The organism is Salinisphaera sp. C84B14 (assembly GCF_040361435.1).
GTDB lineage: Bacteria > Pseudomonadota > Gammaproteobacteria > Nevskiales > Salinisphaeraceae > Salinisphaera.
The window spans coordinates 1-25,067 of sequence record NZ_APNL01000005.1 but is presented as its reverse complement, the minus strand read 5'-3'; the positions used below and the strand labels follow the sequence as shown (position 1 = coordinate 25,067).

The 25,067-nt window shown below is 63.8% G+C and carries 29 protein-coding genes; 12 read left to right on the top strand and 17 right to left on the bottom strand.

Going from position 1 to position 25,067, the window contains the following annotated elements; translation table 11 throughout:
• Nucleotides 1–488: 488 nt before the first annotated feature.
• The 14 genes from mgtE to C84B14_RS05400 all read right to left on the bottom strand — a co-directional run bounded on the left by mgtE (nt 489) and on the right by C84B14_RS05400 (nt 12,224).
• Nucleotides 489–1,853 (bottom strand): magnesium transporter, encoded by a 1,365-nt coding sequence (gene mgtE / locus C84B14_RS05465; protein ID WP_293628393.1) that lies wholly within the window; start codon nt 1,851–1,853, stop codon nt 489–491.
• Nucleotides 1,854–2,057: 204 nt separating this feature from the next.
• Nucleotides 2,058–3,797, bottom strand: coding sequence for a phosphoenolpyruvate--protein phosphotransferase (gene ptsP, locus C84B14_RS05460; RefSeq protein ID WP_293628395.1), 1,740 nt, complete (start codon nt 3,795–3,797; stop codon nt 2,058–2,060).
• Between the two features lie 37 nt (nt 3,798–3,834).
• Complete coding sequence (locus C84B14_RS05455; RefSeq protein WP_293628397.1) at nt 3,835–4,104, bottom strand: HPr family phosphocarrier protein; 270 nt, start codon at nt 4,102–4,104, stop codon at nt 3,835–3,837.
• A gap of 42 nt (nt 4,105–4,146) precedes the next feature.
• Nucleotides 4,147–4,545, bottom strand: a complete 399-nt coding sequence (locus C84B14_RS05450) for a PTS sugar transporter subunit IIA (protein WP_293628399.1) — start codon at nt 4,543–4,545, stop codon at nt 4,147–4,149.
• A gap of 24 nt (nt 4,546–4,569) precedes the next feature.
• Nucleotides 4,570–5,427 (bottom strand): RNase adapter RapZ, encoded by an 858-nt coding sequence (gene rapZ, locus C84B14_RS05445; protein ID WP_353222451.1) that lies wholly within the window; start codon nt 5,425–5,427, stop codon nt 4,570–4,572.
• 118 nt (nt 5,428–5,545) lie between these two features.
• Nucleotides 5,546–6,544 carry an HPr(Ser) kinase/phosphatase gene (hprK, locus tag C84B14_RS05440; protein WP_293628403.1) on the bottom strand — a complete coding sequence of 333 codons (999 nt, stop codon included), beginning with the start codon at nt 6,542–6,544 and terminating at the stop codon, nt 5,546–5,548.
• Between the two features lie 13 nt (nt 6,545–6,557).
• A complete protein-coding gene (locus C84B14_RS05435) occupies nt 6,558–7,022 on the bottom strand; it encodes a PTS sugar transporter subunit IIA (RefSeq protein WP_293628405.1) in 465 nt (154 codons plus the stop codon).
• 73 nt (nt 7,023–7,095) lie between these two features.
• Nucleotides 7,096–7,428 (bottom strand): ribosome hibernation-promoting factor, HPF/YfiA family, encoded by a 333-nt coding sequence (gene hpf / locus C84B14_RS05430; RefSeq protein ID WP_293628407.1) that lies wholly within the window; start codon nt 7,426–7,428, stop codon nt 7,096–7,098.
• Between the two features lie 44 nt (nt 7,429–7,472).
• Nucleotides 7,473–8,927 (bottom strand): RNA polymerase factor sigma-54, encoded by a 1,455-nt coding sequence (locus C84B14_RS05425; protein WP_353222448.1) that lies wholly within the window; start codon nt 8,925–8,927, stop codon nt 7,473–7,475.
• Nucleotides 8,924–9,676 (bottom strand): LPS export ABC transporter ATP-binding protein, encoded by a 753-nt coding sequence (gene lptB, locus C84B14_RS05420; protein ID WP_348766455.1) that lies wholly within the window; start codon nt 9,674–9,676, stop codon nt 8,924–8,926. The genes C84B14_RS05425 and lptB overlap by 4 nt, the downstream gene beginning before the upstream one ends.
• Nucleotides 9,673–10,200 carry a lipopolysaccharide transport periplasmic protein LptA gene (gene lptA, locus C84B14_RS05415; RefSeq protein ID WP_353222446.1) on the bottom strand — a complete coding sequence of 176 codons (528 nt, stop codon included), beginning with the start codon at nt 10,198–10,200 and terminating at the stop codon, nt 9,673–9,675. The genes lptB and lptA overlap by 4 nt, the downstream gene beginning before the upstream one ends.
• Nucleotides 10,175–10,729: an LPS export ABC transporter periplasmic protein LptC gene (gene lptC / locus C84B14_RS05410; protein WP_348766453.1), complete on the bottom strand. Its 555-nt coding sequence runs from the start codon at nt 10,727–10,729 to the stop codon at nt 10,175–10,177. Before lptC ends, lptA begins: the two co-directional genes overlap by 26 nt.
• A gap of 11 nt (nt 10,730–10,740) precedes the next feature.
• Complete coding sequence (locus C84B14_RS05405) at nt 10,741–11,250, bottom strand: KdsC family phosphatase (RefSeq protein WP_353222444.1); 510 nt, start codon at nt 11,248–11,250, stop codon at nt 10,741–10,743.
• Nucleotides 11,247–12,224: a KpsF/GutQ family sugar-phosphate isomerase gene (locus C84B14_RS05400; protein WP_353222442.1), complete on the bottom strand. Its 978-nt coding sequence runs from the start codon at nt 12,222–12,224 to the stop codon at nt 11,247–11,249. Before C84B14_RS05400 ends, C84B14_RS05405 begins: the two co-directional genes overlap by 4 nt.
• A 148-nt stretch (nt 12,225–12,372) precedes the next feature.
• Between C84B14_RS05400 and C84B14_RS05395 the strand changes: the two genes are divergently transcribed.
• From C84B14_RS05395 to C84B14_RS05345, 11 genes are all read left to right on the top strand, one after another.
• Nucleotides 12,373–13,311 carry an ABC transporter ATP-binding protein gene (locus C84B14_RS05395; RefSeq protein WP_353222440.1) on the top strand — a complete coding sequence of 313 codons (939 nt, stop codon included), beginning with the start codon at nt 12,373–12,375 and terminating at the stop codon, nt 13,309–13,311.
• Nucleotides 13,308–14,063 carry an ABC transporter permease gene (locus tag C84B14_RS05390; RefSeq protein ID WP_353222438.1) on the top strand — a complete coding sequence of 252 codons (756 nt, stop codon included), beginning with the start codon at nt 13,308–13,310 and terminating at the stop codon, nt 14,061–14,063. Before C84B14_RS05395 ends, C84B14_RS05390 begins: the two co-directional genes overlap by 4 nt.
• Nucleotides 14,064–14,133: 70 nt before the next feature.
• Nucleotides 14,134–14,376 carry a BolA family protein gene (locus C84B14_RS05385; protein WP_293628423.1) on the top strand — a complete coding sequence of 81 codons (243 nt, stop codon included), beginning with the start codon at nt 14,134–14,136 and terminating at the stop codon, nt 14,374–14,376.
• 30 nt (nt 14,377–14,406) lie between these two features.
• Nucleotides 14,407–15,699, top strand: a complete 1,293-nt coding sequence (gene murA / locus C84B14_RS05380) for a UDP-N-acetylglucosamine 1-carboxyvinyltransferase (protein ID WP_353222436.1) — start codon at nt 14,407–14,409, stop codon at nt 15,697–15,699.
• Nucleotides 15,696–16,340 carry an ATP phosphoribosyltransferase gene (hisG, locus tag C84B14_RS05375; protein ID WP_348766446.1) on the top strand — a complete coding sequence of 215 codons (645 nt, stop codon included), beginning with the start codon at nt 15,696–15,698 and terminating at the stop codon, nt 16,338–16,340. The genes murA and hisG overlap by 4 nt, the downstream gene beginning before the upstream one ends.
• Complete coding sequence (hisD, locus tag C84B14_RS05370; RefSeq protein WP_353222434.1) at nt 16,340–17,641, top strand: histidinol dehydrogenase; 1,302 nt, start codon at nt 16,340–16,342, stop codon at nt 17,639–17,641. Before hisG ends, hisD begins: the two co-directional genes overlap by 1 nt.
• Nucleotides 17,642–17,771: 130 nt before the next feature.
• Nucleotides 17,772–18,371 (top strand): ubiquinol-cytochrome c reductase iron-sulfur subunit, encoded by a 600-nt coding sequence (gene petA / locus C84B14_RS05365; RefSeq protein WP_348766444.1) that lies wholly within the window; start codon nt 17,772–17,774, stop codon nt 18,369–18,371.
• Between the two features lies 1 nt (nt 18,372).
• On the top strand, nt 18,373–19,608 hold the full coding sequence (locus C84B14_RS05360; RefSeq protein ID WP_348766443.1) for a cytochrome b: 1,236 nt from the start codon (nt 18,373–18,375) through the stop codon (nt 19,606–19,608).
• Entirely contained in the window at nt 19,605–20,351 is a 747-nt protein-coding gene (locus C84B14_RS05355; RefSeq protein ID WP_348766442.1) for a cytochrome c1, read from the top strand. Before C84B14_RS05360 ends, C84B14_RS05355 begins: the two co-directional genes overlap by 4 nt.
• Nucleotides 20,352–20,376: 25 nt before the next feature.
• Complete coding sequence (locus tag C84B14_RS05350) at nt 20,377–21,009, top strand: glutathione S-transferase N-terminal domain-containing protein (protein ID WP_353222431.1); 633 nt, start codon at nt 20,377–20,379, stop codon at nt 21,007–21,009.
• 140 nt (nt 21,010–21,149) lie between these two features.
• Complete coding sequence (locus C84B14_RS05345) at nt 21,150–21,572, top strand: ClpXP protease specificity-enhancing factor (protein WP_353222703.1); 423 nt, start codon at nt 21,150–21,152, stop codon at nt 21,570–21,572.
• Between the two features lie 34 nt (nt 21,573–21,606).
• Here C84B14_RS05345 and C84B14_RS05340 read toward each other — a convergent pair whose 3' ends face one another.
• From C84B14_RS05340 to C84B14_RS05330, 3 genes are all read right to left on the bottom strand, one after another.
• Nucleotides 21,607–22,206 carry a D-sedoheptulose-7-phosphate isomerase gene (locus C84B14_RS05340; protein ID WP_348766440.1) on the bottom strand — a complete coding sequence of 200 codons (600 nt, stop codon included), beginning with the start codon at nt 22,204–22,206 and terminating at the stop codon, nt 21,607–21,609.
• Complete coding sequence (locus C84B14_RS05335) at nt 22,196–22,555, bottom strand: YraN family protein (RefSeq protein ID WP_348766439.1); 360 nt, start codon at nt 22,553–22,555, stop codon at nt 22,196–22,198. The genes C84B14_RS05340 and C84B14_RS05335 overlap by 11 nt, the downstream gene beginning before the upstream one ends.
• Nucleotides 22,556–22,661: 106 nt before the next feature.
• Complete coding sequence (locus C84B14_RS05330; protein ID WP_353222429.1) at nt 22,662–24,572, bottom strand: penicillin-binding protein activator; 1,911 nt, start codon at nt 24,570–24,572, stop codon at nt 22,662–22,664.
• Between the two features lie 98 nt (nt 24,573–24,670).
• On the opposite strand from C84B14_RS05330, the gene rsmI reads away from it, so the two are divergent.
• Nucleotides 24,671–25,067: 16S rRNA (cytidine(1402)-2'-O)-methyltransferase (rsmI, locus tag C84B14_RS05325; protein WP_353222427.1), on the top strand; the 397-nt coding region annotated here is incomplete at its 3' end.

Sequence of the window (25,067 nt, the reverse complement as noted above, 5' to 3'; positions counted from 1 at the left end):
AACGCGAAGACACGCAAATAAGGCGGTCGCTAGGGTTGGTTCGGGCTTCGCATCGTAAGCCGGCAGGCAAGCGCCGCCGAGCATCCGGGTCGAATCGCGTACAGGGGTGCCATTCTTTGCGGGATGACGCTTCGCTACGCCGGCCGACTGGCCGACTGGATCAATTGCGGTCGAATTGTCCGCAAATGAACGCGATGTGGCTAGGCAGATAGATCAGGGGCAAGTGACCCCTGCTACGTACGCGCGCGATCATACATACCCAAGAACGGGTTGTACAAGGCGAGTTTGCTAGGTGTTTCTCATTTGCGCTTTTCACGTTCATTTGCGGACTTTTCCTTCTGGCCGAAGACCGCAAGCCAATACGCCATTGCCGGATGGGCGGCTTGAAGCACTCAGGTCGAATCTTCGACAGGCGCTGCCGTAATGACGCGATTACGCTGCGCTCATCCAACTCACGAGGCGCTCATTCGAGCGACGAGGCCGGCCCGTTAGCGCAGCAGAAACAGTGTGCCCAGGCCGAGGAAGGCGCCGAAGCCGATGACGTCGGTGATGGTGGTCAGCACCACCGAGCCCGCCAGCGCCGGGTCGATGCCCATCTTCTTCATGGCCAGCGGAATGGCTACGCCGGCGATGGCGGCGCCGATCTGATTGATGATCAGCGCCACGGCGATGATCACGCCCAGGGTGGGGTTGCCGAACCAGACCTGTGCGACCACGCCGACCACCGCGCCCCAGAGGATGCCGTTGATCACGGCCACCGCCAGTTCCTTGATTAACAGCGTCTTGGCGTTGCCGAAGCCGATCTGGCCGAGTGACAGGCCGCGAATCATGAGCGTGAGCGTCTGCGAGCCGCCGATACCGCCCATGCTGGCTACGATCGGCATGAGTACGGCCAATGCCACCACCTGCGACAGGGTGGCTTCGAACAGGCCGACCACCTGGGCCGCCAGAAACGCGGTGAGCAGGTTCGCGCCCAGCCAGGTGGCGCGTCGGCGCGCGCTACGCGCGATCGGTGCGAAGACGTCTTCTTCCTCGTCGAGGCCGGCCATGCTCATGATCGAATGCTCGGCCTCGTCGCGGATCACGTCCACCACGTCGTCGATGGTGATCCGGCCGACCAGCTTTTCGTTTTCGTCGACCACCGGCGCCGAGATCAGGTCGAGGTCCTGAAAGCGCTTGGCGACCTGGGCGGCGGACATATCGACCGGCAGGGCTTCGATATCGGTGTTCATCACCTCGGAGACGTCACGCTCGGGGTCGAGCGTGAGCAGCTTGGCCAGTGTGAGCATGCCCAGATAGCGGCCGTAGCGCGAAATCACGAACAGCGATTCGGTATCGTCGGGCAGGGTGCCGCGCTGCTGCAGATAGCGGCGTACGACATCCAGCGACACGTCCGGGCGGACGGTGATGGTGTCGTTGTTCATCAGGCCGCCGGCCGAATCCGAAGGATAGGACAGCACCGCTTCCAGGCGTTCGCGATTGTCCAGGTCCATCGTATGCAGGACTTCGCGGGTGACCTGCTCGGGCAGGTCCTCAATGAGATCCGCGAGGTCGTCGATCGGCATGCCTTCGGTGGCCGCCAGCAGCACATCGTCGTCGAGGGCGTCGATGAGTTCGGCGCGCACCTCGTCGTTGACGTGCAGCAGCGTTTCGCCGTGATCGTCTTCGGGAACGAGTCGCCAGACCAGCTCGCGCTTGGTGCGCGGGATCGATTCCAGCAGCAGCCCGATTTCCGCCGGGGAGAGCGAATGCAGCATCGGCTTGAGCCGACGCATGCGCCCGGATTCCAGCGCCTCGTTTAGATGCGCGAGCCGCGATTCCATCTGATTTTCAGTGGTCTTGGCGTCGCTCATCGCAGCGCATGCTCGAATCGTTGGGTGGTATTTCAAAATACCAGAAAAATACGGATTTTCCTGCGCTTTTTTTGATGCTAGTCTGTGAGCGACGCCCCTGGGGCCTCGGGGTTGCCAGCGTGGCTGACCCGGTTCAGCTTAACCGGGCTCTGTTTAAAGGCGACGACGCCTGTGCGGCCGTGGCACGGCGTGTCAGCGTCTGGTTTACCCCACGAGCTGGCGGCTGAGCGTCTCCAGGGCTTCCCGATAGGCCTGGGAATCGGTCAGCGCCAGGATTTCACGGGTACGCGTTTTCAGCGCGTCGACGTCGGCATTCATGATCGCGCGCTTGACCTCAAGCACGCTGGCCGGATGCATGGAGAATTCGGTGAGCCCGAGTCCAAGCAGCAGGGCGGTGTAGCGCTTGTCCGAGGCCATTTCGCCGCACATCGAGACGCTGATGCCCGCCGCGTCCCCGGCTTCGATGGTCATGCGGATGAGCTGGAGCACGGCCGGGTGCAGCGGGTCGTAGAGGTAGTTGATCTCGTCGTCGATACGATCCATGGCCAGCGTGTACTGGATGAGATCGTTGGTACCCAGCGAGAAGAAATCGCAGTACTGGGCCAGCAGCGGCGCGGCCAGGGCCGCGGCCGGCACCTCGATCATCGCACCAACCTGCAGCTGGGCATCGAAGTCCAGGCCGTCGCGCCGGAGCTCGCTTTTGAGCTCGTCGATGAGGTGGTGGGTCTGACGCATTTCCTGAATGTTCGAGACCATGGGCAGCATGATGCGTAGATCGCCTTCCGCCGAGGCGCGCAGCAGCGCCCGCAGCTGGGTGCGAAACAGGTCGGTTTCCTTCAGGCACAGACGAATGGCGCGCAGGCCCAGCGCCGGATTGCTCGAGGTCTTGCCGGCGTTGCGACCCACCGTCTTGTCGGCGCCCAGATCGAGGGTTCGAATGGTGACCGGGCCGTCCACCGAGCGCAGCACGCGCCGGTAGGCGGCCAGCTGTTCCTCTTCGCCGGGCGTTTCGTCGCGGTTCATGTAGAGGAATTCGGTGCGATACAGGCCCACGCCTTCGGCACCCACTTCGGCGGCGTCGGCGCTGTCGTCGGGCAGTTCGACGTTGGCCAGCATGCGTACGCGCACGCCGTCGGTGGAGACCGCCGGCTCGTCGCGCAGCATGCCGAGCATGCGCCGGTAGCGTGCGTCGCGTTTCTGGCGATGGCGATAGAACTCGAGCGCGGCCTCGTCCGGGCCGGCGAGCACGTGCCCCGCTTCGCCATCGACCACGACGGTCTCGTCGTCGAGCAGCAGGCGCCGGGCGTTGTGCATGCCCACGATCGCGGGAATGCGCAGACTGCGCGCCAGAATGGCCGAGTGCGACAGCGGCCCGCCGTGTTCGGTGACAAAGGCGGCCACGCCTTGCTGGTGCAACAGGATGATATCGGCCGGGGTGAGCTCGTCGGCCACGATCACCGGCGGCGGTGCATCCGGGGCTTCCCGCGTTTCGATGGTGCGTTCCTGCTTGAGCAGAATCCGCTGGATACGGGCGGTCACATGGGCGACGTCGTCGCGCCGGGTGCGCAGATAGCTGTCGTCCATCTGGTCGAACACCGCGGTGAGGTGTTCGGCCTGCATCTTGAGCGCGGCTTCGGCGTTGCAGTGGTGCTCGCCAATCAACGCACAGACCGTATCGGTGAGGGCGCTGTCCTGCATCATCAGCAGATGCGTTTCGATAAACGCGCCGATTTCCGAAGGCGCGTTGGCCGGAATCTGTTCACGAATGTCGGCGAGCTGGTCGCGTGCATCTTCGAGCGCGCTTTGAAAACGCGCGATCTCGGCTTCGACGTGGTCCGGCGAGATCGAATATTCGGGGATATCCAGATCGGTACCGTGCACGCGATGCACTGCGCCGATGGCCACGCCCCGCGATACCCCGATGGCCGCCAGCCATAGGCTCATGTGTTGGCCCGGTTGTGTGGGCGTGGTTCGATCACGGCTACTGGCCTTCGCCGAAGCGATCGCGCACCAGTTCGTCGAGCGCGTCGAGCGCGGCTTCGGCGTCGTCGCCCTCGGCGGTGACTTCGATACGCGAGCCGCGGGCGGCCGCCAGCATCATCACGCCCATGATCGACTTGCCCGATACCTCGCGGCCGTCCTTGGAGACCCGGATGTCGGCGTCATACTGAGAGGCGACGGTAACGAACTTGCTGGCCGCGCGCGCATGCAGACCGAGCTTGTTGACGATGGCGAGTTCACGGGTGGGCATAACGAGGGTTGTCGTGTCGATTGAAAACGAATGGGTGAAGGATCAGCGCTCGGATTGAGACGGGCAGGCCATGACGCCGGCTCGCCCGGCCTCGATGGCCGAAGCGGCCAGGTCGTCGAGCGCGAGCTGCGGGTAATTGTAAACGCGCACCAGCATCGACAGGTTGATGCCGGCGACCACGCGCGCGCCGTACTGGCCCGCCGCGCGAGTGGCGATATTGCTGGGGGTGGAGCCGAAGGCGTCGGTGATGATCAGCACGCCGTCACCTTCGTCCAGGCGCTCGAGCGCGGCATGCGCGGCGTCGCTGCGTTCGTCCGGGTCGTCGTGGCGATGAACCTCGAGGACTTCGGTCGGCCGCGACAGTTCACCGATCATGCCGGTGACCGTATCCACGAAATGCGCGCCGAGCCGGCCGTGGGTGATCAGCAATACCCCGATCACGGGCGCGTCTCGGTTACGAAAAAGCTAGTGCAGTTCATTGTGTCTTACCAGCGTCTGGGCATAGGTTTCACGCAGGCGGCGAGCCAGCTGTTCGACGATATAGACCGAGCGATGCTTGCCGCCCGTGCAGCCGACCGCAATCGTGACATAGGCTCGGTTTTCGCGCGCGAAATCGGGTAGCCAGCGGCTCACGAAGCCGTGGATATCGTCGAGCATGGCGCGGGTCTGCGGCTGTGCTTCGAGGTGCTCGGCCACCGGTGCGTCCTGCCCGGTAAGCGCGCGCAGTTCGGGTACCCAGTGCGGGTTGGGCAGGCAGCGCACGTCGAAGACGAAGTCCACGGCCTGGGGCAGCCCGTACTTGAAGCCGAACGACTGCAGCAGAATCGACATCTCGCCGCTCGCACCGCCTTCGACCCGGTTGCGGATGATATCGCGCAGCTGGTGAATATTGGTATGGCTGGTATCGATCGAGACATCGGCGCTGTCGGCGATGGGGGCCAGCAGCTTGCGATCGGTATGCACCGCGTCGATCAGCGAGGTCTGCTCGTCGGTGAGCGGATGCTTGCGCCGCGTTTCCGAATAGCGGCGCAGGATCGTATCCGTATCCGCATGCAGATAGATGACCTCGATCTCGATGCCGCCCTCGCGCAACGACTGGATACGGTCGCGAAAGCCGGCGATTTCGCCGCGCCGCGAACGCGAGTCGATGCCCACGGCGAGGCGGTCGAAATCCAGCCCCTCGCTGTTGAGCGTATCCGCCGACACCCCGCTGAGCAGTCCCAGCGGCAGGTTGTCGATACAGTAATAGCCCAGGTCTTCGAGCATGTGCAGCGCGACCGACTTACCCGACCCCGCCAGACCGCTCACCACGATCAGTCGCATGACTCACCTTCAGGTTTGAATACGCTTGCTACGCCGTTGTGCCGTATTGTGGCCAACATCGTGTCCGGCTGCGAGGGTAGAGTGGGTTTGCGCCCCCCGGATGACCCCGGCGCGTCGCTCACGGCTCGTATGAGGCCGCACTCGCGGCCATCGCCAGGCTCTGGCGCGTGGCGAACTGTTCGTCGCTGTAGTGGCCCTGCATGCGCAGCAGGTGGTCGCGACAGGCGGCCTCGACCAGTACCGAGAGATTGTGCCCCACGGCCACGGGCAGGGTGATTTCGGGGATGTCGACATCCAGTATCCGGCGTTGGGTACGCGTTCCGGTCAGCCGGTCGGGCGCGTCCAGCGTGCCGGACGCCGGTCGCACGAGACGGATGATCAGCCCCAGCTGCTTGCGTCGCTTGATCGCGGCCTCGCCGAACATGGCGCGGATATTGAGAATGCCCAGGCCGCGCACTTCCAGAAAATCCTGCAGGACGGGCGGGCAGCCGCCGTTGAGATCATCCGGGCCGAGTAGAGCGAATTCCGGGGCATCGTCGGCCACCAGGCGATGGCCGCGGTTGATCAGCTCGAGGGCCAGTTCGCTTTTGCCCACGCCGGGGTCACCGGTGAGCAGCAGGCCGATCGACAGCACTTCGAGAAATACGCCGTGTACGGTGATCTGGCGGGCCAGGGCCTCGCCCAGAAAATGACGCAGCCGATAGGCGGCACGATGGCCACTGGCCGCGGTTTCGAATACGGCGACGCCGGCCTCGCGGAAGGCTTCGCGAAGTGCTTTGATGAGCGTGCAGCCGTCGGCGACCACGACCAGTTTCGTGGCCCCCGAGGTCACCCGCTCGAGCACGTGGTCGAGCTGGGCTTGTTCGATGGTGTCCAGGTAGGCGGTCTCGGGCTCGCCGATGACCTGAACCTGCGGCGGATGGATGAAGTTGAGATAGCCGACCATCGGTACACGACGGCCGTTGATGCGGGTCGCCCCCAGCGTTTGCTGGCCGCCGACCTCGTCCGGCCAGTGCAGGCCGAGCGAGGATTTCAGGCGTGCGTACACGGTTTCCACCGCGACCCGTCGGGCTGCGAGCGATTCGTCGTCGAACAGGTCGTCGCCGGGGCGTGCCACCGCAGAGGCCGGCTTATGCTTCGCTGGTATCGCGAGCGATGAGCGTCTTGTAGAGCTTTTCGTCATCGCTGGCATCGCGTAGTTCGGCCAGCGTCTGGTTTTCGGAGAACAGCTCCGCCAGGCGGCGCAGCAGCATGAGATGTTCTTCGGTGGATTTCTCCGGCACCAGCAGACCGAACACCAGATCCACCGGCTGTTCGTCGTTGGATTCGAAATTCACCGGCTGGGGCAGACGCATGAAGGCGCCAATGCAGTCATCGATGCCCTTCAGGCGCGCATGCGGAATCGCGACGCCGTCACCGATACCGGTGCTGCCGAGCTTTTCACGGGACACCAGACCGTTGAAGATTTCGCTGGCGGTGAGATAGGGCGTTCCCTGGGTCAGGAATTCGGCCAGTTGCTCGAGCGCGCGCTTTTTACTCTGCACGTCGTCGGCAAGACGTACGCGCTCGGGAGCGACGATATCGGCGATGTTCATAAACTTCCTTTAGGCAATACAAAATGCGTGCGGTCGTCCGGCCACTGGCAGGCGGCCAGTGGCCGGACCCGGCTCACCCGGCGTCCATGTTCAGATTGGCGTGCCGGGCCTGCCGGTTGTGGTGATCCTTTTCCTTTTCCTTGTGCTTGAGCGTCTGCCGGTCAAGCTTGTCGACCATGCCGTCGATGGCGGCATACATGTCGTCCTGGGTGCATTCGGCATGCAGGGTGGCACCGCGGACCTGCATGGTGACTTCGGCCTTGTGTCGAACCTTTTCGACTTCGAGTACGACTTCCGCATCGATGACGTCATCGAAATGGCGCTCTATACGATCCATCTTGGACGCCACGTAGTTATGCAGCGCTTCGGTCATGTCGATGTGATGCCCGGAGATGTTCAGGTTCATCAGGTACTCCTTGTCGGCTTGTGGAAAAGCGCGTGTGAAGCGGTTCAGCTGGCCTGTCGCCGGCGCTCATGCGAGGGCGCGATCGACAGGGCTTCGCGATACTTGGCCACCGTGCGACGGGCGACCTTGATACCGTTTCCCAGCAACAGCTCGGCGAGCTTGCTGTCGGAAAGCGGCTTGCCGGGGCGCTCGTCCGCGACCATGCGCTTGATCATGGCCTGGATCGCCGTTGCCGAGGCGCTGCCGCCATCCGTCGTCGAGACGTGGCTGGAAAAGAAATACTTGAGTTCGAAAATACCGCGCGGGGTCTGCATGTATTTGTTGGCCGTGGCGCGCGACACGGTGGATTCGTGGATATCGAGCTGTTCTGCCACATCCCGCAACACCAGCGGCTTCATGGCTTCTTCACCATATTCCAGAAAAGCGCGCTGTGCTTCAACAATCGTTTGTGCGACCTGCAGCAGCGTGTCGTTGCGGCTTTTGAGGCTGTTGAGAAAGAAGCGTGCCTCCTGCAGATGCGACTTGAGCGTGGTCTGATCGGCGCTCTTGTCGGCTCGCTTGATCAGCGCCAGATACTGGCTGTTGATGCGCAGACGCGGTGCGATCTCTGCGTTCAGCGACACCTGCCAGCGCGAGGACTGCCGGGTGACGAAGACTTCGGGCACCACGTAATTCGATTCGTGGTCGGAAAACGCCTCGCCCGGGTGGGGCTGCAGGGTCTGGATAAGCGCGATCGCCCGTTCCAGCGCCTGCGTTTCGATTTCCAGCCGGCTCGCCAGCGCGGCGCGATCGCGCGAGGCGAGGCATTCCAGCGGTTCCTCGTCGATGATGCGCAGGGCGGTATGACGGCCCGGCGTTGCTGCAGGCATCTGGTGGAGCTGAATGCTCAGGCATTCGGCAAGACAGCGCGCGGCAACGCCCGGCGGGTCGAAACGGTGAATTTCGCCGAGTACGGTTTCAATCGCGGCCTCATCGGTATCGAAATCCCGGGCAAGGCGCGGTGCTAGCTCCGGCCAGTCGTCGAGCAGGCCGCGTTCGTTAATGGCATCGATGACGTGGTCGGCAATGGCGCGCTGGGTTTCGGTAAAGCGGTGCATGTCCGCCTGCCAGCTCAGATGCGCGTGCAGATCGGGCGTGCTGGTGAGGTTGGCCTGGCGATAGTCCCAGTAGTCTTCGTCATCGCTGGTCGGCGCCGGTGCCGGCGTGGCACTGCCCGCGTAGATGTCGTTCCAGTCGGCGTCGACGGGCAGGTTCTCGGGAATCTCGGCGCCGGCCTCGCTCGCGCTGCGCTGGCTTTCGGCGCTTTCCGCGCGGCTGGCTTCGCGGGTGTCGATTTCGTCGTGACCATCATCCGCCTCGAGCATGACGTTGGACTCCAGCGCTTCCTGGATCTCGGTCTTGAGATCCAGGGTGGACAGCTGGAGCATGCGAATCGCCTGCTGCAACGCAGGCGTCATCGTCAGGCTTTGCGACAGATTGAGGTTCAGCGACTGTTTCATAGTCGGAAATCCTCGCCGAGGTAGACCTCCCGTACCTTGCGATCGGCCAGGATCGCTTCGCCCGGGCCGTCTGCGATAACGGCCCCGTCGCTGAGGATATAGGCGCGCTCGCAGATCGACAGCGTCTCGCGCACGTTGTGGTCGGTGATCAGCACGCCGATGCCGCGGTTTTTAAGATGCGTGATGATGCTGCGGATATCGCCGATGGAAATGGGGTCGATGCCGGCAAACGGTTCGTCGAGCAGCATGTACTGCGGCTGGGCGGCGAGCGCGCGCGCGATTTCCACCCGCCGGCGTTCGCCGCCGGACAGATTCACGCCCTTGGAATCGGCGATATGGCCAATCGACAGCTCGTCGAGCAGCGAGGCGAGTTCGCGGTCGATATCGGCTTTGTTCAGGCCGGGGCGTATTTGCAGGATGGCGCGGATATTGTCGGCCACCGACAGCTTGCGAAAGACCGAGGCTTCCTGTGGGAGATAGCCGATGCCCAGCTTCGCACGGGCATGCATGGGCAGGCCGATCAGGCTGCGTTCGCCGAGCATGATCTGCCCGGTATCGGGCGTGACCAGTCCCACGATCATGTAGAAAGAGGTGGTCTTGCCCGCGCCGTTGGGCCCGAGCAGGCCCACCACTTCGCCCGGCGCCAGCGACAGGCTGACGTCCTGAACCACCGCGCGTCCCTTGTAGCGCTTGCTCAGGTTTTCGGCGACCAGCCGCTGGCCGTTCGCCGTCCCGGCGGTCGAACTCACGGTTGCGTTTCCTCTTGCGGCTGAATGGTGATACGCACGCGCTTGCTGTCCGATCCGCCCCGTTCGGCCTGGGTGCGTTCGGTGTCCAGGTTGTGGCGGATGACCTGACCGTTGATTTCGTCACCGCCGCGACGTACCACCGCATCGCCGCGCAGCACGATGGTGGAATCGTTGTTGGTGTATTCGATCTGGCCGGCGTTGCCGGTAACCACGTCGTTGCCCTCGCGATCGGGCTGCTTGTCGAACTTGGCCGGGCTGCCGTCGAGCACGGCCTTGATGTTGCCGCGGTCGTTGATGCGCGTCACCACCAGCCGGTGGCCGGTCAGGGTGAGCCCGCCGCGGGTGAGCACCACGTTGCCCGTATAGGTGCTGGTGCCTTGCTGCTGGGACAGATCGGCGCTGTTGGATTCGATACGAATCGGTAGTGGCTGTTGCTGTGCAGGCGCTGCGCCGGTTGCCAGCACAAGCCCGAGCGCGACCAGCGCGACCGACAGACCCCTACGGCGTGTAAGTGACTTGTACATTTTCGAGCAGTCTCAGCTTGTCGGTTTTCAGGTTGACCTCCATGCCGTCGCCTTCGACGCGTTGGCCGGGCTCGGTGGCGGTCACATGGGCCTGCGTGTCGATACGGTCGGTATCGGGGCGCACCCAGGCGTTGTCGGTGACGATCTCGACGACGTTGCCGTTGACCCGCGGATGCCGCCCCGTGACCCCGTCGTAGAGATAGATATCGCGTTCGCCGGCGGGTATGCGGCCGCGCTCGGCGCTTACGTCCCAGTAGGTTTTGGTGCCTGCAAGGTAGTGTACGTCAATATCCGTGAGCCGAGCCGAGTCGTCCGCGAAGTGCAGACTTTCGCCGACGGTCATGCGATAGGCGAGTCTGCCGTTGTCGTCCATCTGGCGCACGACGGCATCGCTCATGTAGTAGTCGCTGTTGTCCGGGGTGGACAGACGCGGCGCATCATCGGCGCCTGACGTGCGCTCGTTGTTGATCACGCGCAGACCTAGAAGCACGGCCGATGCCACGAGCAGAATGGCGACGATGCGTAGCATGTCGGCAGGCGCTAGCGCGCGTCGTGGGCGGCGATGATCAGTTCGCAGGCTTCGCGAACCGCACCCTGACCGCCGTCGAAGCGACTCACCCAGTGGGCGCTCTCGATGACGTCGTCGACCGCGTCGGCCACGGCCATGGCCAGGCGAGCCTGGCGCATCAGGCCCAGGTCGGGCAGATCATCGCCCATGACCGCGGCCTGATCGGGGGTGAGTTCGAGTTCGGCCAGCAGGGCTTCGAAGTCCAGCTGCTTGTCGTGGCTGTCGAGATAGATGTACTCGACGCCCAGGGAATGCAGGCGTGCAGCCACCGCCGGCGAGGGACGGCCGCTGATTGCGGCCACGGCCACGCCGGCTGCCTGAAGGCGTTGAATGCCCAGCCCGTCGCGTACGCTCATGCTCTTTATCTCTTCGCCGTGGTCGTAGAGATAAAGCTTGCCGTCGGTCATCACGCCGTCGACGTCGAACACGGCCACACGAATGTCGGCAGCGCGCTTCTGGATTTCGCTGAACTCGGGTTTCATATCACTCCGGCTCGCAGGAGATCCTGCATGTTGAGCGCCCCTTCAGGGCGATTGTCGGCATCCACCACCAGCAGCGCGCCGCCGCCGATACGATGCGCCTGCAGCAGGCGCACGGCTTCGGCAGCAAGCATGTCGGCGGTCACGGTTTTCGGGGAACGGGTCATGTGATCGGCAATGCCGGCGTGTTTGATATCGATGTCCTGATCCAGTGTGCGACGCAGATCGCCATCGGTAAATACGCCCGCCAGGCGGCCATCGGCATCGACGACGCCGGTCATGCCCAGCCCCTTCGCGCTCATTTCCAGCAGTGCCTCGCGCAGCGGCGCGTCCGTCGATACCCGCGGCAGCTCGTCGCCGGTGTGCATGATATCGCCCACGGTCAGCAGCAGTCGCCGACCGAGCGCGCCACCGGGATGGGAGCGGGCGAAGTCCTCGGCGGTGAAATGGCGCGCTTCGAGCAGCGCGATGGCCAGCGCATCGCCCATCACCAAGGCGGCGGTCGTAGAGGAGGTAGGCGCCAGCTCCAGCGGGCAGGCCTCGAGTTCCACGGCGACATCCAGATGCACGTCGGCTCGCTGGGCCAGGGTCGACTCGGCATTGCCGGTCATCGCGATCAGCGGCACGTCCAGGCGCTTGATCAGCGGCAGAATCGTGAGGATCTCGCCGGTTTCGCCGGAATAGGACAGGGCGATGACCACGTCCTGTGCGGTGATCATGCCCAGATCGCCGTGGCTTGCCTCGCCCGGATGCACGAAGAAAGCGGGCGTGCCGGTAGAGGCCAGCGTGGCCGCGATCTTGCCCGCGATATGACCGGATTTGCCCATGCCGGTCACCACCACGCGCCCCGGGCAGGCGATCAGCGTTTCGGCCGCGGCTGCGAACTGGGTATCGATGCGTGCTGCCAGCGCTGCCACGGCCACGGCTTCGATATCGATGACGCGTCGAGCCGAATTCATGATGTCCTGTGCGTTCATACCCTCATTCTAGCGTAGCTGCGACACGCCAACATGTTGTTCGTTCAGGCTTTCGGTCAATCGTTCGATGATCGCCGGTCGTTGTCGTATGCAGGTTTGCATGCGCCCCGTATAATGCGCGCCCTTTTGTTCGACCCGTGCGGCTGCGATGACCGAACCCGCTATCTCCATACAGAACGTCGAAAAACGCTACCCCAGCACCCATGCGCTCAAGGGGGTGTCCTTCGATATTCGTCCGGGTGAGTATTTCGGCCTGCTCGGGCCCAACGGGGCCGGAAAATCCACCCTGATCAGCATCATTGCCGGTCTCGCCCATGCCACGGCCGGCAGCGTGTCCGTGCTCGGCCACGACGTGCGCCGCGATTTTCGCCGCTCTCGCCGTGCGCTCGGCGTGGTGCCCCAGGAGCTGGTTTACGACCCGTTCTTTCCGGTGCGCGAAATGCTGCGTATCCAGGCCGGCTATTTCGGCTGCGGCAAGGACTACTGGCCGTGGATCGACGAGCTGCTCGAACGCCTCGACCTGACCGACAAGGCAGAGGTTTCGATGCGCGCGCTCTCCGGTGGCATGAAGCGGCGCGTGCTCATCGCCCAGGCGCTGGTACACAAGCCGCAGGTGGTCATTCTCGATGAGCCGACGGCCGGCGTGGACGTGGAGCTGCGGCGCACGCTCTGGCATTTCACCCGCGAACTCAACGAGGCCGGCCATACCATCGTGCTGACCACGCATTATCTGGAAGAGGCCGAAGAGCTGTGCGATCGTATCGCGATCCTCGACCGCGGGCGGCTGTCGGTACTCGAAGACAAGCGCGCGCTGCTCGATCGCCATCCTTATCGCTTTCTGTCCCTGCAGCTGTCGGGTAACGGCGGCGCATTGCCGGCCAGCGTCGAGCGGCTCATCGAGGATCGCCACGACGACACCCTCGATCTCAAGCTCGAGCAGGGCAAGGATTTCATTGCCGATGTGATGGAGCAGATCCGGGACGCGGGCTATCGCATTCAGGATGTACGCACGCGTGAGCCATCGCTGGAGAATATCTTCGTCGAGCTCACCGACCACTCCAACGACCGTGACGAGGGCGCCGCATGAACTGGCAGGGCTGCTTCACGCTTTTTTCCAAGGAAGTCCGGCGCTTCTACAGCGTTATCCTGCAGACGGTCGGCGCGCCGGTGGTCACCGCGCTGCTCTACATGGTGGTGTTCGGCCAGGTGCTCCAGGGCCAGGAAATCCAGGGCGTACCAGCCTCGGCGTTTCTGGTGCCGGGACTGATGATGATGAGCATCATTCAGAATTCGTTCGCCAATACGTCCTCGAGCCTGACCCAGTCCAAGATCAACGGCAATCTGGTGTTCTTGCTGATGACGCCGTTGTCGGCGTTCGAGATCTACCTGGCCTATATCGGCGCATCGCTGGTGCGCGCGACGCTGGTGGCCTGCGTGTTGTATCTGGTCACACAGCTGTTCGTGACGGTGCCAATCGCCAACCCGCTGCTGGTGGTCACGATGCTGGTCTTCGGCGGCGGCACGCTGGCGGTGATGGGGCTGATCGCGGGCATTCTGGCGAACAAGTTCGATCATCTGGCCGCGTTTCAGAATTTCTTCATCATGCCGCTGTCGTTTCTGTCCGGCGTGTTCTACTCGATTCATTCGCTGCCCGAGTTCTGGCAGAAGGCGTCGCACTTCAATCCGTTCTTCTACATGATCGACGGTTTTCGCCAGGGCTTTTTCGGCGTTGGCGACAGCGACCCGTTGCGCAGTGTGGCGGTCGCGGCGGCCTTCTTTGCCTTTGTGTCGACGATTTGTGTGGTCATGCTGGCCAAGGGTTACAAGATTCGAGGCTGAGCCGCGAACCGGGCCGTGACGACTTCGCTCGTGCTAGCATTTCGCGCCCGATTTCCAAAGACGCCGAATCATGTATAGCCCGGAAGCCGTACGCGAACTCATTCTTGCCGCCCTGCCGGACGCCGACGTGAAGATCGTGAGCGACGACGGCGTGCATTTCGCCGGTCGTATCATCAGCGAGGATTTCGAGGGCAAGCCGCCGGTCAAGCGCCAGATGATGGTCTATGCCGCGCTGGGTGAGCTCATGGGTAACGAAATTCATGCGCTGACGATGAAAACCTGGACGCCTGACGAGTTCGCGTCCGTATCCTGATCACTTAAGTACCTTTTAGGATTTCGCGCGATGGATCTACTGCGTATCGAGGGTGGGCCGCCGTTGAACGGCAGCGTGCGTGCGTCCGGGGCGAAGAATGCCACCTTGCCGATCATGACCGCGGCGCTGCTTATCGACGAGCCGCTGCTGGTGGAGAACGTGCCGCATCTGGAAGATGTGACCACCACCAATGTGCTGCTGGCGCATATGGGCGTGTCGGTCACCATCGGCGACTACATGGTGGTCGAGGCTGATGCGTCGACGATCACCCGCTGTGTTGCGCCCTACGATCTGGTCAAGACCATGCGCGCCTCGATTCTCGTGCTCGGCCCGCTGCTGGCCCGCCACGGCGAGGCCGAGGTGTCGCTGCCCGGCGGTTGCGCGATCGGGGCACGCCCGGTGGATATCCATCTACGCGGTCTGGAAGCCATGGGCGCTGAGATTCGGGTCGAAGCCGGCTACGTGAAAGCCAAGGCATCGCGACTCAAGGGCGCACGTATCGCCATGGATACGGTCACCGTCACCGGCACCGAGAATCTGATGATGGCAGCCACGCTGGCCGACGGCGTCACCATCCTCGAAAACGCGGCCCGCGAGCCGGAAGTCGTGGACCTGGCCAAGTGTCTGATCGCCATGGGTGCGGAAATCGAAGGCGCGGGCACGTCCACGATTACCATTCGCGGCAAGGACAAGCTGCACGGCGCCCGTCATCGCGTGCTGCCCGATCGTATCGAAACCGGCACCTTTCTTGTGGCCGGCGCGGCCAGCCGCGGTCGCGTGAAGGTGACCCATACCGATCCAAGCCTGGTCGATGCAATCACCGACAAGCTGGCCGAAGCCGGCGCGCATGTCGCGACCGGCAACGACTGGATCGAGGTCGATATGCGCGGCAAGCAGGCCAAGGCCGTGAATCTGCGCACCGCCCCGTATCCGGGCTTTCCTACCGATATGCAGGCCCAGTTCTGTGTGCTCAATGCGCTGTCCAGTGGTGTGGGTACGGTGACCGAAACCGTGTTCGAAAACCGCTTCATGCACGTCTCCGAACTGCAGCGCATGGGCGCGAAGATTCGTCAGGAAGGCAATACCGTCATCGTGACCGGTATCGAGCGCCTGACTGGCGCGCCGGTCATGGCCACCGATCTGCGTGCCTCGGCCTCGCTGGTTATCGCCGGGCTGGTGGCCGACGGCTCGACCGACGTACGCCGGATTTATCATATCGATCGCGGATATGAATGCATCGAGGAGAAGATGGCGCAGCTCGGCGGTCATATCCAGCGCCTGCCCGACCGGGCGCCGGTCACCGCGCGCGAGGTGGGGGCATGAGCCGTCAGGTTACGCTTGCCCTGTCGAAAGGGCGCATTCTGGAAGCCACGCTGCCCCTGCTGGCTGCGGCCGGCATCGAGCCGGAGGTCGACCCCGACAAGTCGCGCAAGCTGGTGTTCGAAACCAACCGGCCCGGACTGCGTCTGCTCGTTATACGGGCGTCGGATGTGCCGACGTTCGTGGCGTATGGCGCGGCCGATATCGGCATTTCCGGCAAGGACGTGCTGATTGAACACGGCGGCGCGGATCTGTACGAACCGCTGGATCTGGGCATCGCCCGCTGCAAGCTCATGACCGCCGGGCTGCCCGGGGCGATGGAGGCAGCCGGGCATCGCCCGCTGCGGGTGGCGACCAAGTATGTCGAAACCACCCGTGCCTATTTTTCGCGGCTCGGCCGGCAGGTCGAGATCATCAAGCTCTACGGCTCGATGGAGCTGGCGCCGCTGGTCGGCCTGGCGGACGTGATCGTGGATCTGGTCGATACCGGCAACACGCTGCGTGCCAACGGCCTGGAGCCGTTCGAGGTGATCGAGGACATCAGCGCGCGTCTGGTCGTCAACAAGGCCGCACAGAAGATGAAGCATGCCGAAATCGGTGAGTTGATCGATCTGTTCGACCCGAATGCCGGAGGCCCGGCGTGATGCAGCGTCTCGACAGTGCGAGCCAGGACTTCGAGGCACGCTTCGAAGCGCTCATCGATCACGATACGCCGGCCCAGGCCGAGATCGATAGCCGGGTGGCGGCCATTATTGCCGACGTGCGCGAACGCGGCGACGAAGCGGTGGTGGCGTACACGCGCGAGCTGGATCGGCATCCGGCGACCGATATGGCCGCCCTGGAAATCGCCCCGGCGCGACTGAGTGCTGCGCTCGATGCAATGCCCGCGCAGCCGCGTGCCGCGCTGGAAACCGCGGCCGATCGTATCCAACGCTATGCCGAATCGCAGAAGATCGAAGCCCAGTCCTACGAAGACGAATACGGCAACCGCCTGGGGCAGCTGGTGCGCCCGATCGAGCGGGCCGGTGTGTATGCGCCGGGCGGCAAGGCCGCCTATCCGTCGAGCGTGCTGATGAACGCGCTGCCGGCCCGGGTGGCCGGCGTGTCGCAGATCATCATGGTGTCGCCCGCGCCGGGCGGTGAAGTCAACGACTGGGTGCTGGCCGCGGCTGCGCTCGCCGGGGTGGACCGCTTTTTCACTATCGGCGGCGCGCAGGCCGTCGCCGCGCTGGCCTACGGCACGCACAGCGTGCCCTGTGTCGACAAGATCGTCGGCCCGGGCAACGCCTATGTGGCCGAAGCCAAGCGCCAGGTATTTGGCCGGGTGGGCATCGAATCGGTCGCCGGGCCGTCCGAAGTACTGATCGTTGCCGATGGCAGCGGCGATCCGGAATGGGCAGCGCTGGATCTGTTCGCCCAGGCCGAGCACGGCGAGGATTCGCGGGCGCTGTTGATCAGTCCGGACCGGGATTTTCTTACCGCTGTCGAAGCCGCTGTCGAACGCCTGATCGAAGACCAGCCGCGGCACGAGATCATCCGCGCATCGCTGGCCAACCACGGCGCGCTGATCGCGGTCGCCGACATGGCCGAAGCCATGGCCTTGTCCAATCGGATAGCCCCCGAACATCTGGAGCTCGCCGTCGCCGATCCGGAGGCGCTGCTGGATTCGATCGAGCACGCCGGCGCGATCTTCATGGGGCATCGCACCCCCGAAGCCTTTGGCGACTACTGTGCCGGGCCCAACCACGTGCTGCCCACCGGGCGCACGGCGCGGTTTTCGTCGGCGCTTGGGGTCTACGATTTCCAGAAGCGCCTGTCCATCATCCAGGCCAGTCCGCGCGGCGCAGCCGCGCTGGCGCCGGTCGCCGCCGAGCTTGCCGTGGGCGAGGGGCTGTATGCCCATGCGGCGTCTGCGCGCGTACGCGGCGACGAAGGCCAGGGCTGAGTCAGCTTTGATTGCGCCGCGCTGTGCTATACTTTTTCGACTCCATTGCGGCGTCCTGTCACGCCGCGGATCACGCACCCATTAGAAAAATCGAACCGGCATTTCTGCCCTGCTCGAAGAGGTTTTACGCATGAGCAAAGAGGGGGTCGACGTCGGCAAGCGCCGATTTTTGACCACCGCCACCGCAGCCGTCGGTGGCGTGGGCGCGGCCTTTGTGGCCACACCGTTCGTCAAGTCCTGGCTGCCGAGTGCGCGCGCCAGGGCGGCTGGCGCTCCGGTGGAAGTCAACATCGCTGCGTTGGAAGAGGGCGCGCTCGTGAGCGTGACCTGGCGAGGCAAACCGGTCTGGGTCGTGCGCCGCACGCCGGACATGCTCGAAACCCTGGACGAGGTCGCACCCCAGCTGTCCGATCCCGAATCCAAGGCCGACCAGCAGCCGGAATACTGCCGCAACAAGCACCGCTCGATCGAGCCGGCGGTGCTGGTGATGGTGGGTATTTGCACGCATCTGGGCTGCTCGCCCAAGTATCGACCGGAAGCCGATGGCGGCCAGTTGTCCTATAGCGGCTTCTTTTGCCCCTGCCATGGCTCCAAGTTCGATATCGCAGGCCGGGTCTATTCGGGCGTGCCTGCGCCGCTGAATATGGTGGTGCCGCCGCATCGCTATGAGAGCGACAGCCTTATAGTGGTAGGCGAGGATCCGAACCAGGGCGGCGAGGAGGCTGCGTAAAATGGCAAGCAAGTTCATGAACTGGGTCGATGCCCGGTTCCCGGCGACCCAGCTGTGGAACGAACACATCGGCCAGTACTACGCCCCGAAGAACTTCAACGTCTGGTACTACTTTGGCTCGCTGGCCATGCTGGTGCTGGCCAACCAGCTGCTCACGGGTATCTGGCTCGCGATGTTCTACAAGCCGTCCGCCGCCGAGGCGTTCGGCTCTGTCGCCTACATCATGCGCGACGTGGAATGGGGCTGGCTGATTCGCTACATGCATTCCACGGGTGCATCGTTCTTCTTTATCGTGGTCTATCTGCACATGTTCCGCGCTCTGCTGTACGGCTCGTACCGCAAGCCGCGCGAGCTGCTGTGGATCTTCGGTTGCCTGATCTTCCTGGCGTTGATGGCCGAGGCCTTCATGGGCTACGTGCTGCCGTGGGGCAATATGTCCTACTGGGGTGCGCAGGTGATCATCTCGCTGTTCTCGGCTATCCCGGTGATCGGCGAGCAGCTCACGACCTGGATTCGCGGTGACTTCGTCATTGGCGATGCCACGCTCAATCGCTTCTTCGCGTTGCACGTCGTGGCGCTGCCGTTCGTGCTGGTCGGTCTGGTGATCGCGCACATCATGGCGCTGCATCACGTGGGCTCGAACAACCCCGACGGTATCGAGATCAAGGCCAACAAGAACGCCGACGGCCACCCGGCCGACGGTATTCCTTTCCACCCTTATTACACGGTGAAGGATCTGTTCGGCGTGGGCGTGTTCCTGATCCTGTTCTGCGGCGTGATCTTCTTCGCGCCGGAGTTCGGCGGGTTTTTCCTGGAGCCGCCGAACTTCACCGAAGCGAATCCGTCGGTCACACCCGAGCACATTGCGCCGGTGTGGTACTTCACGCCGTTCTACGCGATCCTGCGTGCGATTAACTTCGAAGTGTTGGGCGTGCCTGCCAAGCTGCTGGGCGTGATCGCCATGTTTGGCGCGGTACTGATTCTGTTCGTGCTGCCGTGGCTGGATCGAAGCAAGGTCAAGTCGATTCGCTACAAAGGGCTGATCTTCAAAGCAATGCTCGCGATTTTCGTGGTGGCTTTCATCACCCTCGGCTATATCGGCACCCAGGCGCCGAGCCCGTTGCTGACAACCATCGCGCAGATTTGTACTGCGATCTATTTCGCCTTCTTCCTGTTGATGCCGTTCTATAGCGCGATCGACAGGACCAAGCCGGTTCCGGAAAGGGTGACGGGATGATGCGTCGGTTCCTCATTGCGCTGTTTCTGATGATGCCGCTGGCCGCATTGGCGGCCGGTGGTGAATCGGTGCCTTTTCACCATGACACCAATCTTGGCAACCAGGCTTCGCTTCAGCGTGGCGCCAAGATGTTCATGAACTACTGCTCCGGCTGCCACTCGCTGCAATACATGCGCTATCAGCGGATTGCAGAAGATCTGGAGATTCCCGAGGACGTCATGGAGAACAATCTCATGATGACCCGCGGCAAGATCCACGACACCATCCAGGGCACGATGGACGCCGAGAGCGCGGCCGAATGGTTCGGCAAGGCGCCGCCGGATCTGTCGCTGACCGCGCGTGAGCGCGGCGCGGACTGGGTCTATAGCTTCCTGTTGAGCTTTTATCGCGACGACTCGCGCCCGACCGGCGTGAACAACGTGGTGATGAGTAATACGGCGATGCCCGCCGTCCTTGCTCCGCTGCAGGGTTATCAGGCGCTCAAGCACAGCGAAGGCGACGAAGAAGAGGGTTCGCACGGTTCCGGCCACGGCGCGCCGGAGTTCGAGCTTATCCAGGAAGGCCAGCTCAACCCGGCGGAGTACAAGCAGGCCGTGGGCGATCTGACCAACTTTCTCGTCTACGTGGGCGAGCCGGCCAAGCTGGTGCGCTATTCGCTCGGCTTCAAGGTGATCGTGTTCCTGCTGTTGTTCACGGCGCTGGCCTATATGCTCAAGCGGGAATTCTGGCGCGATGTGCATTAAACCACGTCGCTTCGAAAGCTGATTCATGGCCAGTCGTAGCGCTACGATTACGCTCTATTCGCGCCCGGGCTGTGTACACAGCCACCGGGTGCGACTGATCATGGCCGAAAAGGGCGTGGCCAGTTATACGGTGGTCGAGCTTCGAGAAGACGAGGAAAGCGAGGATCTTCTCGAGCTCAATCCCTATAACACGGTGCCCACGCTGGTCGATCGTGATCTCGTGGTCTACGACCCGCGCATCATCCTGGAGTATATCGACGAGCGTTATCCGCACCCGCCGCTCATGCCGGTGGATCCGGTGCTGCGAGCCCAGTATCGCCTGGCCATCTTTCGCATGGAGGCGGATCTTTACGAGCTGTGTGAGGATCTCGACGGTACGCCTGCCGTGGCCCGCAAGGCGCGCGAACGCATGACCGAGCTGCTGACCACGCTGGCCGCGGATTTTTCGCCGCGTGAGTATATCGGCGAGGAGTTTTCGCTGGTGGACTGCACGCTCGCGCCGATTCTATGGCGTCTCGAGCACTACGGCGTCAAGCTGCCGCCGCGGCATGCGAAAACGCTTGGCAGCTACGCGCAGCGCCTGTTTGCGCGCCCGGCCTTTGCCGAAAGCCTGTCGGCCATCGAGGCCGAAATGGGCCAGCTGCCGCCCAAGCGCTGAGCGACCGGTTGTCGCTGCGGGCGCTCGCCTGCGCTGGCGTTGCCCGTATTCCCACGACTTGTTTATACGCGCGATCTGCCCCACCGTTGGACGCAGATCATTCGCTTTGCTACTGATTTGAGGTTGTGCTCATGGCCGAACTGACGTCCCGCCGGCCGTACCTGATTCGCGCCCTTTACGACTGGGTGCTCGATAACGATCTGACGCCCCATCTGCTGGTTGCTGCCGACGCCGACGGCGTCGATGTGCCGCGTCAATTCGTTACCGAGGATGGCAAGATCACGGTCAATATCAGCCCCGGCGCGGTGCGCGGGCTGGCGTTGGAAAATGAGCTGATCAGTTTCTCGGCGCGTTTTTCCGGGCAGAGCTACAACGTGAGCCTGCCGCCGGGCGCGGTGCTCGCGCTGTATGCACGCGAAAACGGCGAGGGCATGCTCTTCGGAGAGGTGGAAGCCGCGCCCACGCCACCCGATGACGGGCCGGGCAGCGGCACGGACGCCGATACGCACGAAGAGGGCAGCGACACCAAGAGCAAGCACCCGCATCTCAAGGTGGTTAAATAGGGCAAGCCTGCTGCGGCAGCCCGGCCGCAGGCGCTCAGTCGAGCAAGTGATCCTCGATCAGGCGGCACAGGCAGTGGATGAACAGCAGGTGCATCTCCTGGATGCGCGCGGTGCTGTTCGATGCCGCTCTTAGCTCGACGTCCTGTTCCTGGAGAAGCGCGGCCATGCGGCCGCCTTCCTTGCCGGTCAGAGCGAGCACGTTCAGCCCCTGCGCGTGGGCGCTGTCCACGGCTTCACAGACGTTGGCGGAATTGCCGCTGGTACTGATCGCCAGCAGGACGTCGCCGGGCTGGCCCAGGGCTTCGATCTGACGCGCGAACAGCCGCTCGTAGGCGTAGTCGTTGGCGATCGCGGTCAGCGTGGAGCTTTCTGTGGTTAACGCGACGGCGGGCAAGGCGCGCCGCTCGCGCTCGAAGCGGTTGATCAACTCCGAGGAAAAATGCTGTGCGTCGCCGGCGGAGCCGCCGTTGCCGCAGGACAGGATCTTGTGGCCGCGATCCAGGCAATCGATCAGCAGATCGGCGGCGGCGACGATTTGCCGGTCGTTGGCAGCCAGGGTGGCCATATTGGCCTGTGCATTGTCGGCGAAAAGCTGCCCGATCAGCTGCAGGCGGGTATCGGCTTCATTCGGCATAGAAAGCGTTCTCTATCCAGTCGAGTTCGTTGTGGGCATTTACGCCGACCACATCGAAACGAATCGTGGCCTGCGCATAGCGCGGATATTGCACCAGAAAATGACGGGCGGCCCGTACGATGCGCTGCTGCTTGCTGCGTGTGACCGTGGCCGCAGCGCTGCCGTAGTCGCTGCGCGTGCGATAGCGAACCTCGACAATTACCAGAGTGCCGCGGGCATCGTAGACCAGGTCCAGCTCACCGCCGCGGACGTTGTAATTGCGCTCGATACGCTTCCAGCCGCGCTTGCGCGCGGCGCGATCCACCACATCTTCTGCGTCGTGCCCGGTTGCAAGCGTGCTTCGACGCATGCGCAAACCTAGCGCGGGGCGCCGCCAGGGTGCTCGCATGCCCTGGCCGCGTCCCGGCGGCCGGGCGCCATGCGCCGCCGGACCGCCGGCGCGCGCCCCGATCGTATTAGCGGGCCCAAGGATCGCGGGCGGTCGACGACCCGGCGTCGTCGTTCTTGGCGTCGCTGATCGACGGCATTTCCACCAGCTCCGGCTCGCCGTCGCGGAATACCGCCCAGGCCAGATAGCGCCGGATGGTGCCATCGGGGTTGACCTTGAGCACGCCGGTCATGCCTTCGAACAGATCGTCCGGGCGCAGGCCACGCTCGGCGATACGATCGGCAAGCTTCCATGCGTCCATGCCCATGGCGAACAGACGCTCGTAGTGCTCGGCGGTCGTGCCATAGCGTTGAATCGCTTCGGCGCGGCGCGAGTCGAGAAAATCGCCGGCGCCGACCACCCAGGGCATGTCGACGAACTCGACGCCGTTGAGGTCGATATCCTCGCCCGGATCGGGGCTGCCGGTATAGGCATGCGAGGTGGTCAGCATGGCCAGGTTGCGTGCCCGGTAATAGCGAAGCTGGCTGCGGATCAGGCGTGCCTGGGCGGGTTGGGCCGCCACGAAGATATAGTCGGCGCCGCCGCGGCGATAACTCTGTAGCAGGCGCTGAATCGGGTCGCGGTGATCCGGCTCGCTGGGCTCATAGGTTGCCTGGTCGACGACCTGGCCGCCGCGTTTTTCCAGCTCGCTGCGAAACGCGTTGAACACGCGCATGCCCCAGTCGCCGCTGGGCACCAGGGCCAGCGCGCGCGTGCGGCCCTTGGCAGCGGCCTGGCGTGCGACCTCGCGGGCTTCGTCCTCGGGCGCGAGGGCGAACTGATAAAAGCCGGGGCGGCTGTCAGGCGTATCGGTGTAATTGAGACCGACGGTCGGGATCTGGCTGTCCAGGCGTGCGAGCTCCGCGACCTTCGGTTTGTCGAGCGGGCCCACCAGAATGCCCACCCGGTCGCTCTGCGCCCGCTGCAGCAATTCACTCGCGCTCATGGCGCTGGTGTCGTAGACCTGCGGGCGGGCCGGTTTGCTGCTGTCGTTTTCGTAGGCAAACATGAAGCCGTCGCGAATGGCCTTGGCCGCGCTCGAAAAGTTGCCCGTCATGGGCAACGCCAGGGCCACGCTATCGTTTTGCGGGCGCGGAGCCTGCCCGAAGCGCTGGCCGGGGCGGCTGCGCTCGACCGGGGAGGTGCGGGCGCGATAGTCAAAGCGCTGATCGAGTATGCTCCGGGTGGCCGGATGCTGCGGAAAACGTTCTTCCCAGGCCGCCAGCGCCTGGTCGCGTTCGTTGCGGCTGTTCCAGCGGCGCTGGCCGATCTCGGCAAGCGCCAGCCAGCCCACCGTGGTCTGATCGGCATCCTGGGCGGCCTGGCTTTGCGGGCCCTGGCCTCGGGTGATGGCATCCAGCGCCTTGGAATAGATGTTGTCGTCGTTGCCGCGCAGCATGCGGTCGTCGACCAGCCATACGCCGCGCTGCACGAGCGCGCCGATTCCGGCGATCAGGTTGTTCTGTTCGAAATGCAGCTGGGCGCGTTTTTCCCAGACCCGTTCGGCCACCTGGGGCGGCGTGCCGCTGCCCGGTGGGGGCAGCTGTTCGAGCGCTGCCGCCGGCGGTGTGCCCACGAGATTCACTTCGCGGCGCGCCAATTTGTAGCGGGCCCGTTCCAGGTCGTTGAGCGTGCTGGGCGGAAAGCTCGACAGGATCTGCTTGGCCATCTCGGCGTCGCCGGCCTGGGCGGCGGCCAACCCGGCTTCGAAGCGCAGCTGTCGTGACCGATCACGGTCCGAGGTGCTGGCCGAGGCCTGGGCATAAAGTTCGGCAGCACGGGCGTAATCGCCTTGTGCGACCGCCTCCTCGGGCGTGCCGGCCTGGGCGTTGCCGAACTGGCCCTGGGCCTGTCGTAACTGCTCGGCGCAGCCGGCCAGCATCAGCGCAATAAGCAGGACGGCGATCGGGCCCAGCGATAGCTTTTTAGAGACGGTCATAATATTTGCAACTCCCAGGTTTGCGCGCCGTATCCCCCAAGCGCGCCGGTATGGCCTGCATAATATCAGCGCCACCCCTACGACGTCGTGAAACGACTATGCAATCGACCACGGCCGCACTCTGGATTGTGGCCACGCCCATCGGCAACCTCGGCGATTTCAGCGATCGGGCGCGGCGCACGCTCGCAGAGGTGGCATTGATCGCCGCCGAAGATACCCGTCACAGCGCGCGCCTGACCCGCCACCTGGGCATCGATACGCCCATGATGTCGTTGCACGAGCACAACGAAGGCGCGCGCATCGATACCATCGTCAATCGACTGGCGGCCGGCGATTCGGTGGCTTTGATCAGTGATGCCGGCACGCCCCTGGTCAGCGACCCGGGCTATGCGCTGGTCGGCGCGGTGCGTGCGGCGGGGTATCCGGTACTTGCGGTGCCGGGGGCCTGCGCGGCGATCGCTGCGCTTTCGGTTGCCGGCCTGCCTAGCTGTGTAA

What these genes read in the sequence shown, in the direction of transcription:
- C84B14_RS05390 (WP_353222438.1), top strand. Translation starts at nt 13,308, where the DNA reads ATGAACTGGCAGGGCTGCTTCACGCTTTTTTCCAAGGAAGTCCGGCGC.
- lptC (WP_348766453.1), bottom strand. Translation starts at nt 10,729, where the DNA reads ATGCTACGCATCGTCGCCATTCTGCTCGTGGCATCGGCCGTGCTTCTA.
- C84B14_RS05405 (WP_353222444.1), bottom strand. Translation starts at nt 11,250, where the DNA reads ATGAAACCCGAGTTCAGCGAAATCCAGAAGCGCGCTGCCGACATTCGT.
- C84B14_RS05395 (WP_353222440.1), top strand. Translation starts at nt 12,373, where the DNA reads ATGACCGAACCCGCTATCTCCATACAGAACGTCGAAAAACGCTACCCC.
- C84B14_RS05435 (WP_293628405.1), bottom strand. Translation starts at nt 7,022, where the DNA reads ATGAACATCGCCGATATCGTCGCTCCCGAGCGCGTACGTCTTGCCGAC.
- petA (WP_348766444.1), top strand. Translation starts at nt 17,772, where the DNA reads ATGAGCAAAGAGGGGGTCGACGTCGGCAAGCGCCGATTTTTGACCACC.
- C84B14_RS05425 (WP_353222448.1), bottom strand. Translation starts at nt 8,927, where the DNA reads ATGAAACAGTCGCTGAACCTCAATCTGTCGCAAAGCCTGACGATGACG.
- C84B14_RS05385 (WP_293628423.1), top strand. Translation starts at nt 14,134, where the DNA reads ATGTATAGCCCGGAAGCCGTACGCGAACTCATTCTTGCCGCCCTGCCG.
- lptA (WP_353222446.1), bottom strand. Translation starts at nt 10,200, where the DNA reads ATGTACAAGTCACTTACACGCCGTAGGGGTCTGTCGGTCGCGCTGGTC.
- ptsP (WP_293628395.1), bottom strand. Translation starts at nt 3,797, where the DNA reads ATGAGCCTATGGCTGGCGGCCATCGGGGTATCGCGGGGCGTGGCCATC.
- murA (WP_353222436.1), top strand. Translation starts at nt 14,407, where the DNA reads ATGGATCTACTGCGTATCGAGGGTGGGCCGCCGTTGAACGGCAGCGTG.
- C84B14_RS05360 (WP_348766443.1), top strand. Translation starts at nt 18,373, where the DNA reads ATGGCAAGCAAGTTCATGAACTGGGTCGATGCCCGGTTCCCGGCGACC.
- hisG (WP_348766446.1), top strand. Translation starts at nt 15,696, where the DNA reads ATGAGCCGTCAGGTTACGCTTGCCCTGTCGAAAGGGCGCATTCTGGAA.
- hpf (WP_293628407.1), bottom strand. Translation starts at nt 7,428, where the DNA reads ATGAACCTGAACATCTCCGGGCATCACATCGACATGACCGAAGCGCTG.
- mgtE (WP_293628393.1), bottom strand. Translation starts at nt 1,853, where the DNA reads ATGAGCGACGCCAAGACCACTGAAAATCAGATGGAATCGCGGCTCGCG.
- C84B14_RS05400 (WP_353222442.1), bottom strand. Translation starts at nt 12,224, where the DNA reads ATGAACGCACAGGACATCATGAATTCGGCTCGACGCGTCATCGATATC.
- C84B14_RS05330 (WP_353222429.1), bottom strand. Translation starts at nt 24,572, where the DNA reads ATGACCGTCTCTAAAAAGCTATCGCTGGGCCCGATCGCCGTCCTGCTT.
- C84B14_RS05340 (WP_348766440.1), bottom strand. Translation starts at nt 22,206, where the DNA reads ATGCCGAATGAAGCCGATACCCGCCTGCAGCTGATCGGGCAGCTTTTC.
- hisD (WP_353222434.1), top strand. Translation starts at nt 16,340, where the DNA reads ATGCAGCGTCTCGACAGTGCGAGCCAGGACTTCGAGGCACGCTTCGAA.
- C84B14_RS05355 (WP_348766442.1), top strand. Translation starts at nt 19,605, where the DNA reads ATGATGCGTCGGTTCCTCATTGCGCTGTTTCTGATGATGCCGCTGGCC.
- C84B14_RS05350 (WP_353222431.1), top strand. Translation starts at nt 20,377, where the DNA reads ATGGCCAGTCGTAGCGCTACGATTACGCTCTATTCGCGCCCGGGCTGT.
- C84B14_RS05455 (WP_293628397.1), bottom strand. Translation starts at nt 4,104, where the DNA reads ATGCCCACCCGTGAACTCGCCATCGTCAACAAGCTCGGTCTGCATGCG.
- C84B14_RS05335 (WP_348766439.1), bottom strand. Translation starts at nt 22,555, where the DNA reads ATGCGTCGAAGCACGCTTGCAACCGGGCACGACGCAGAAGATGTGGTG.
- rapZ (WP_353222451.1), bottom strand. Translation starts at nt 5,427, where the DNA reads ATGCGACTGATCGTGGTGAGCGGTCTGGCGGGGTCGGGTAAGTCGGTC.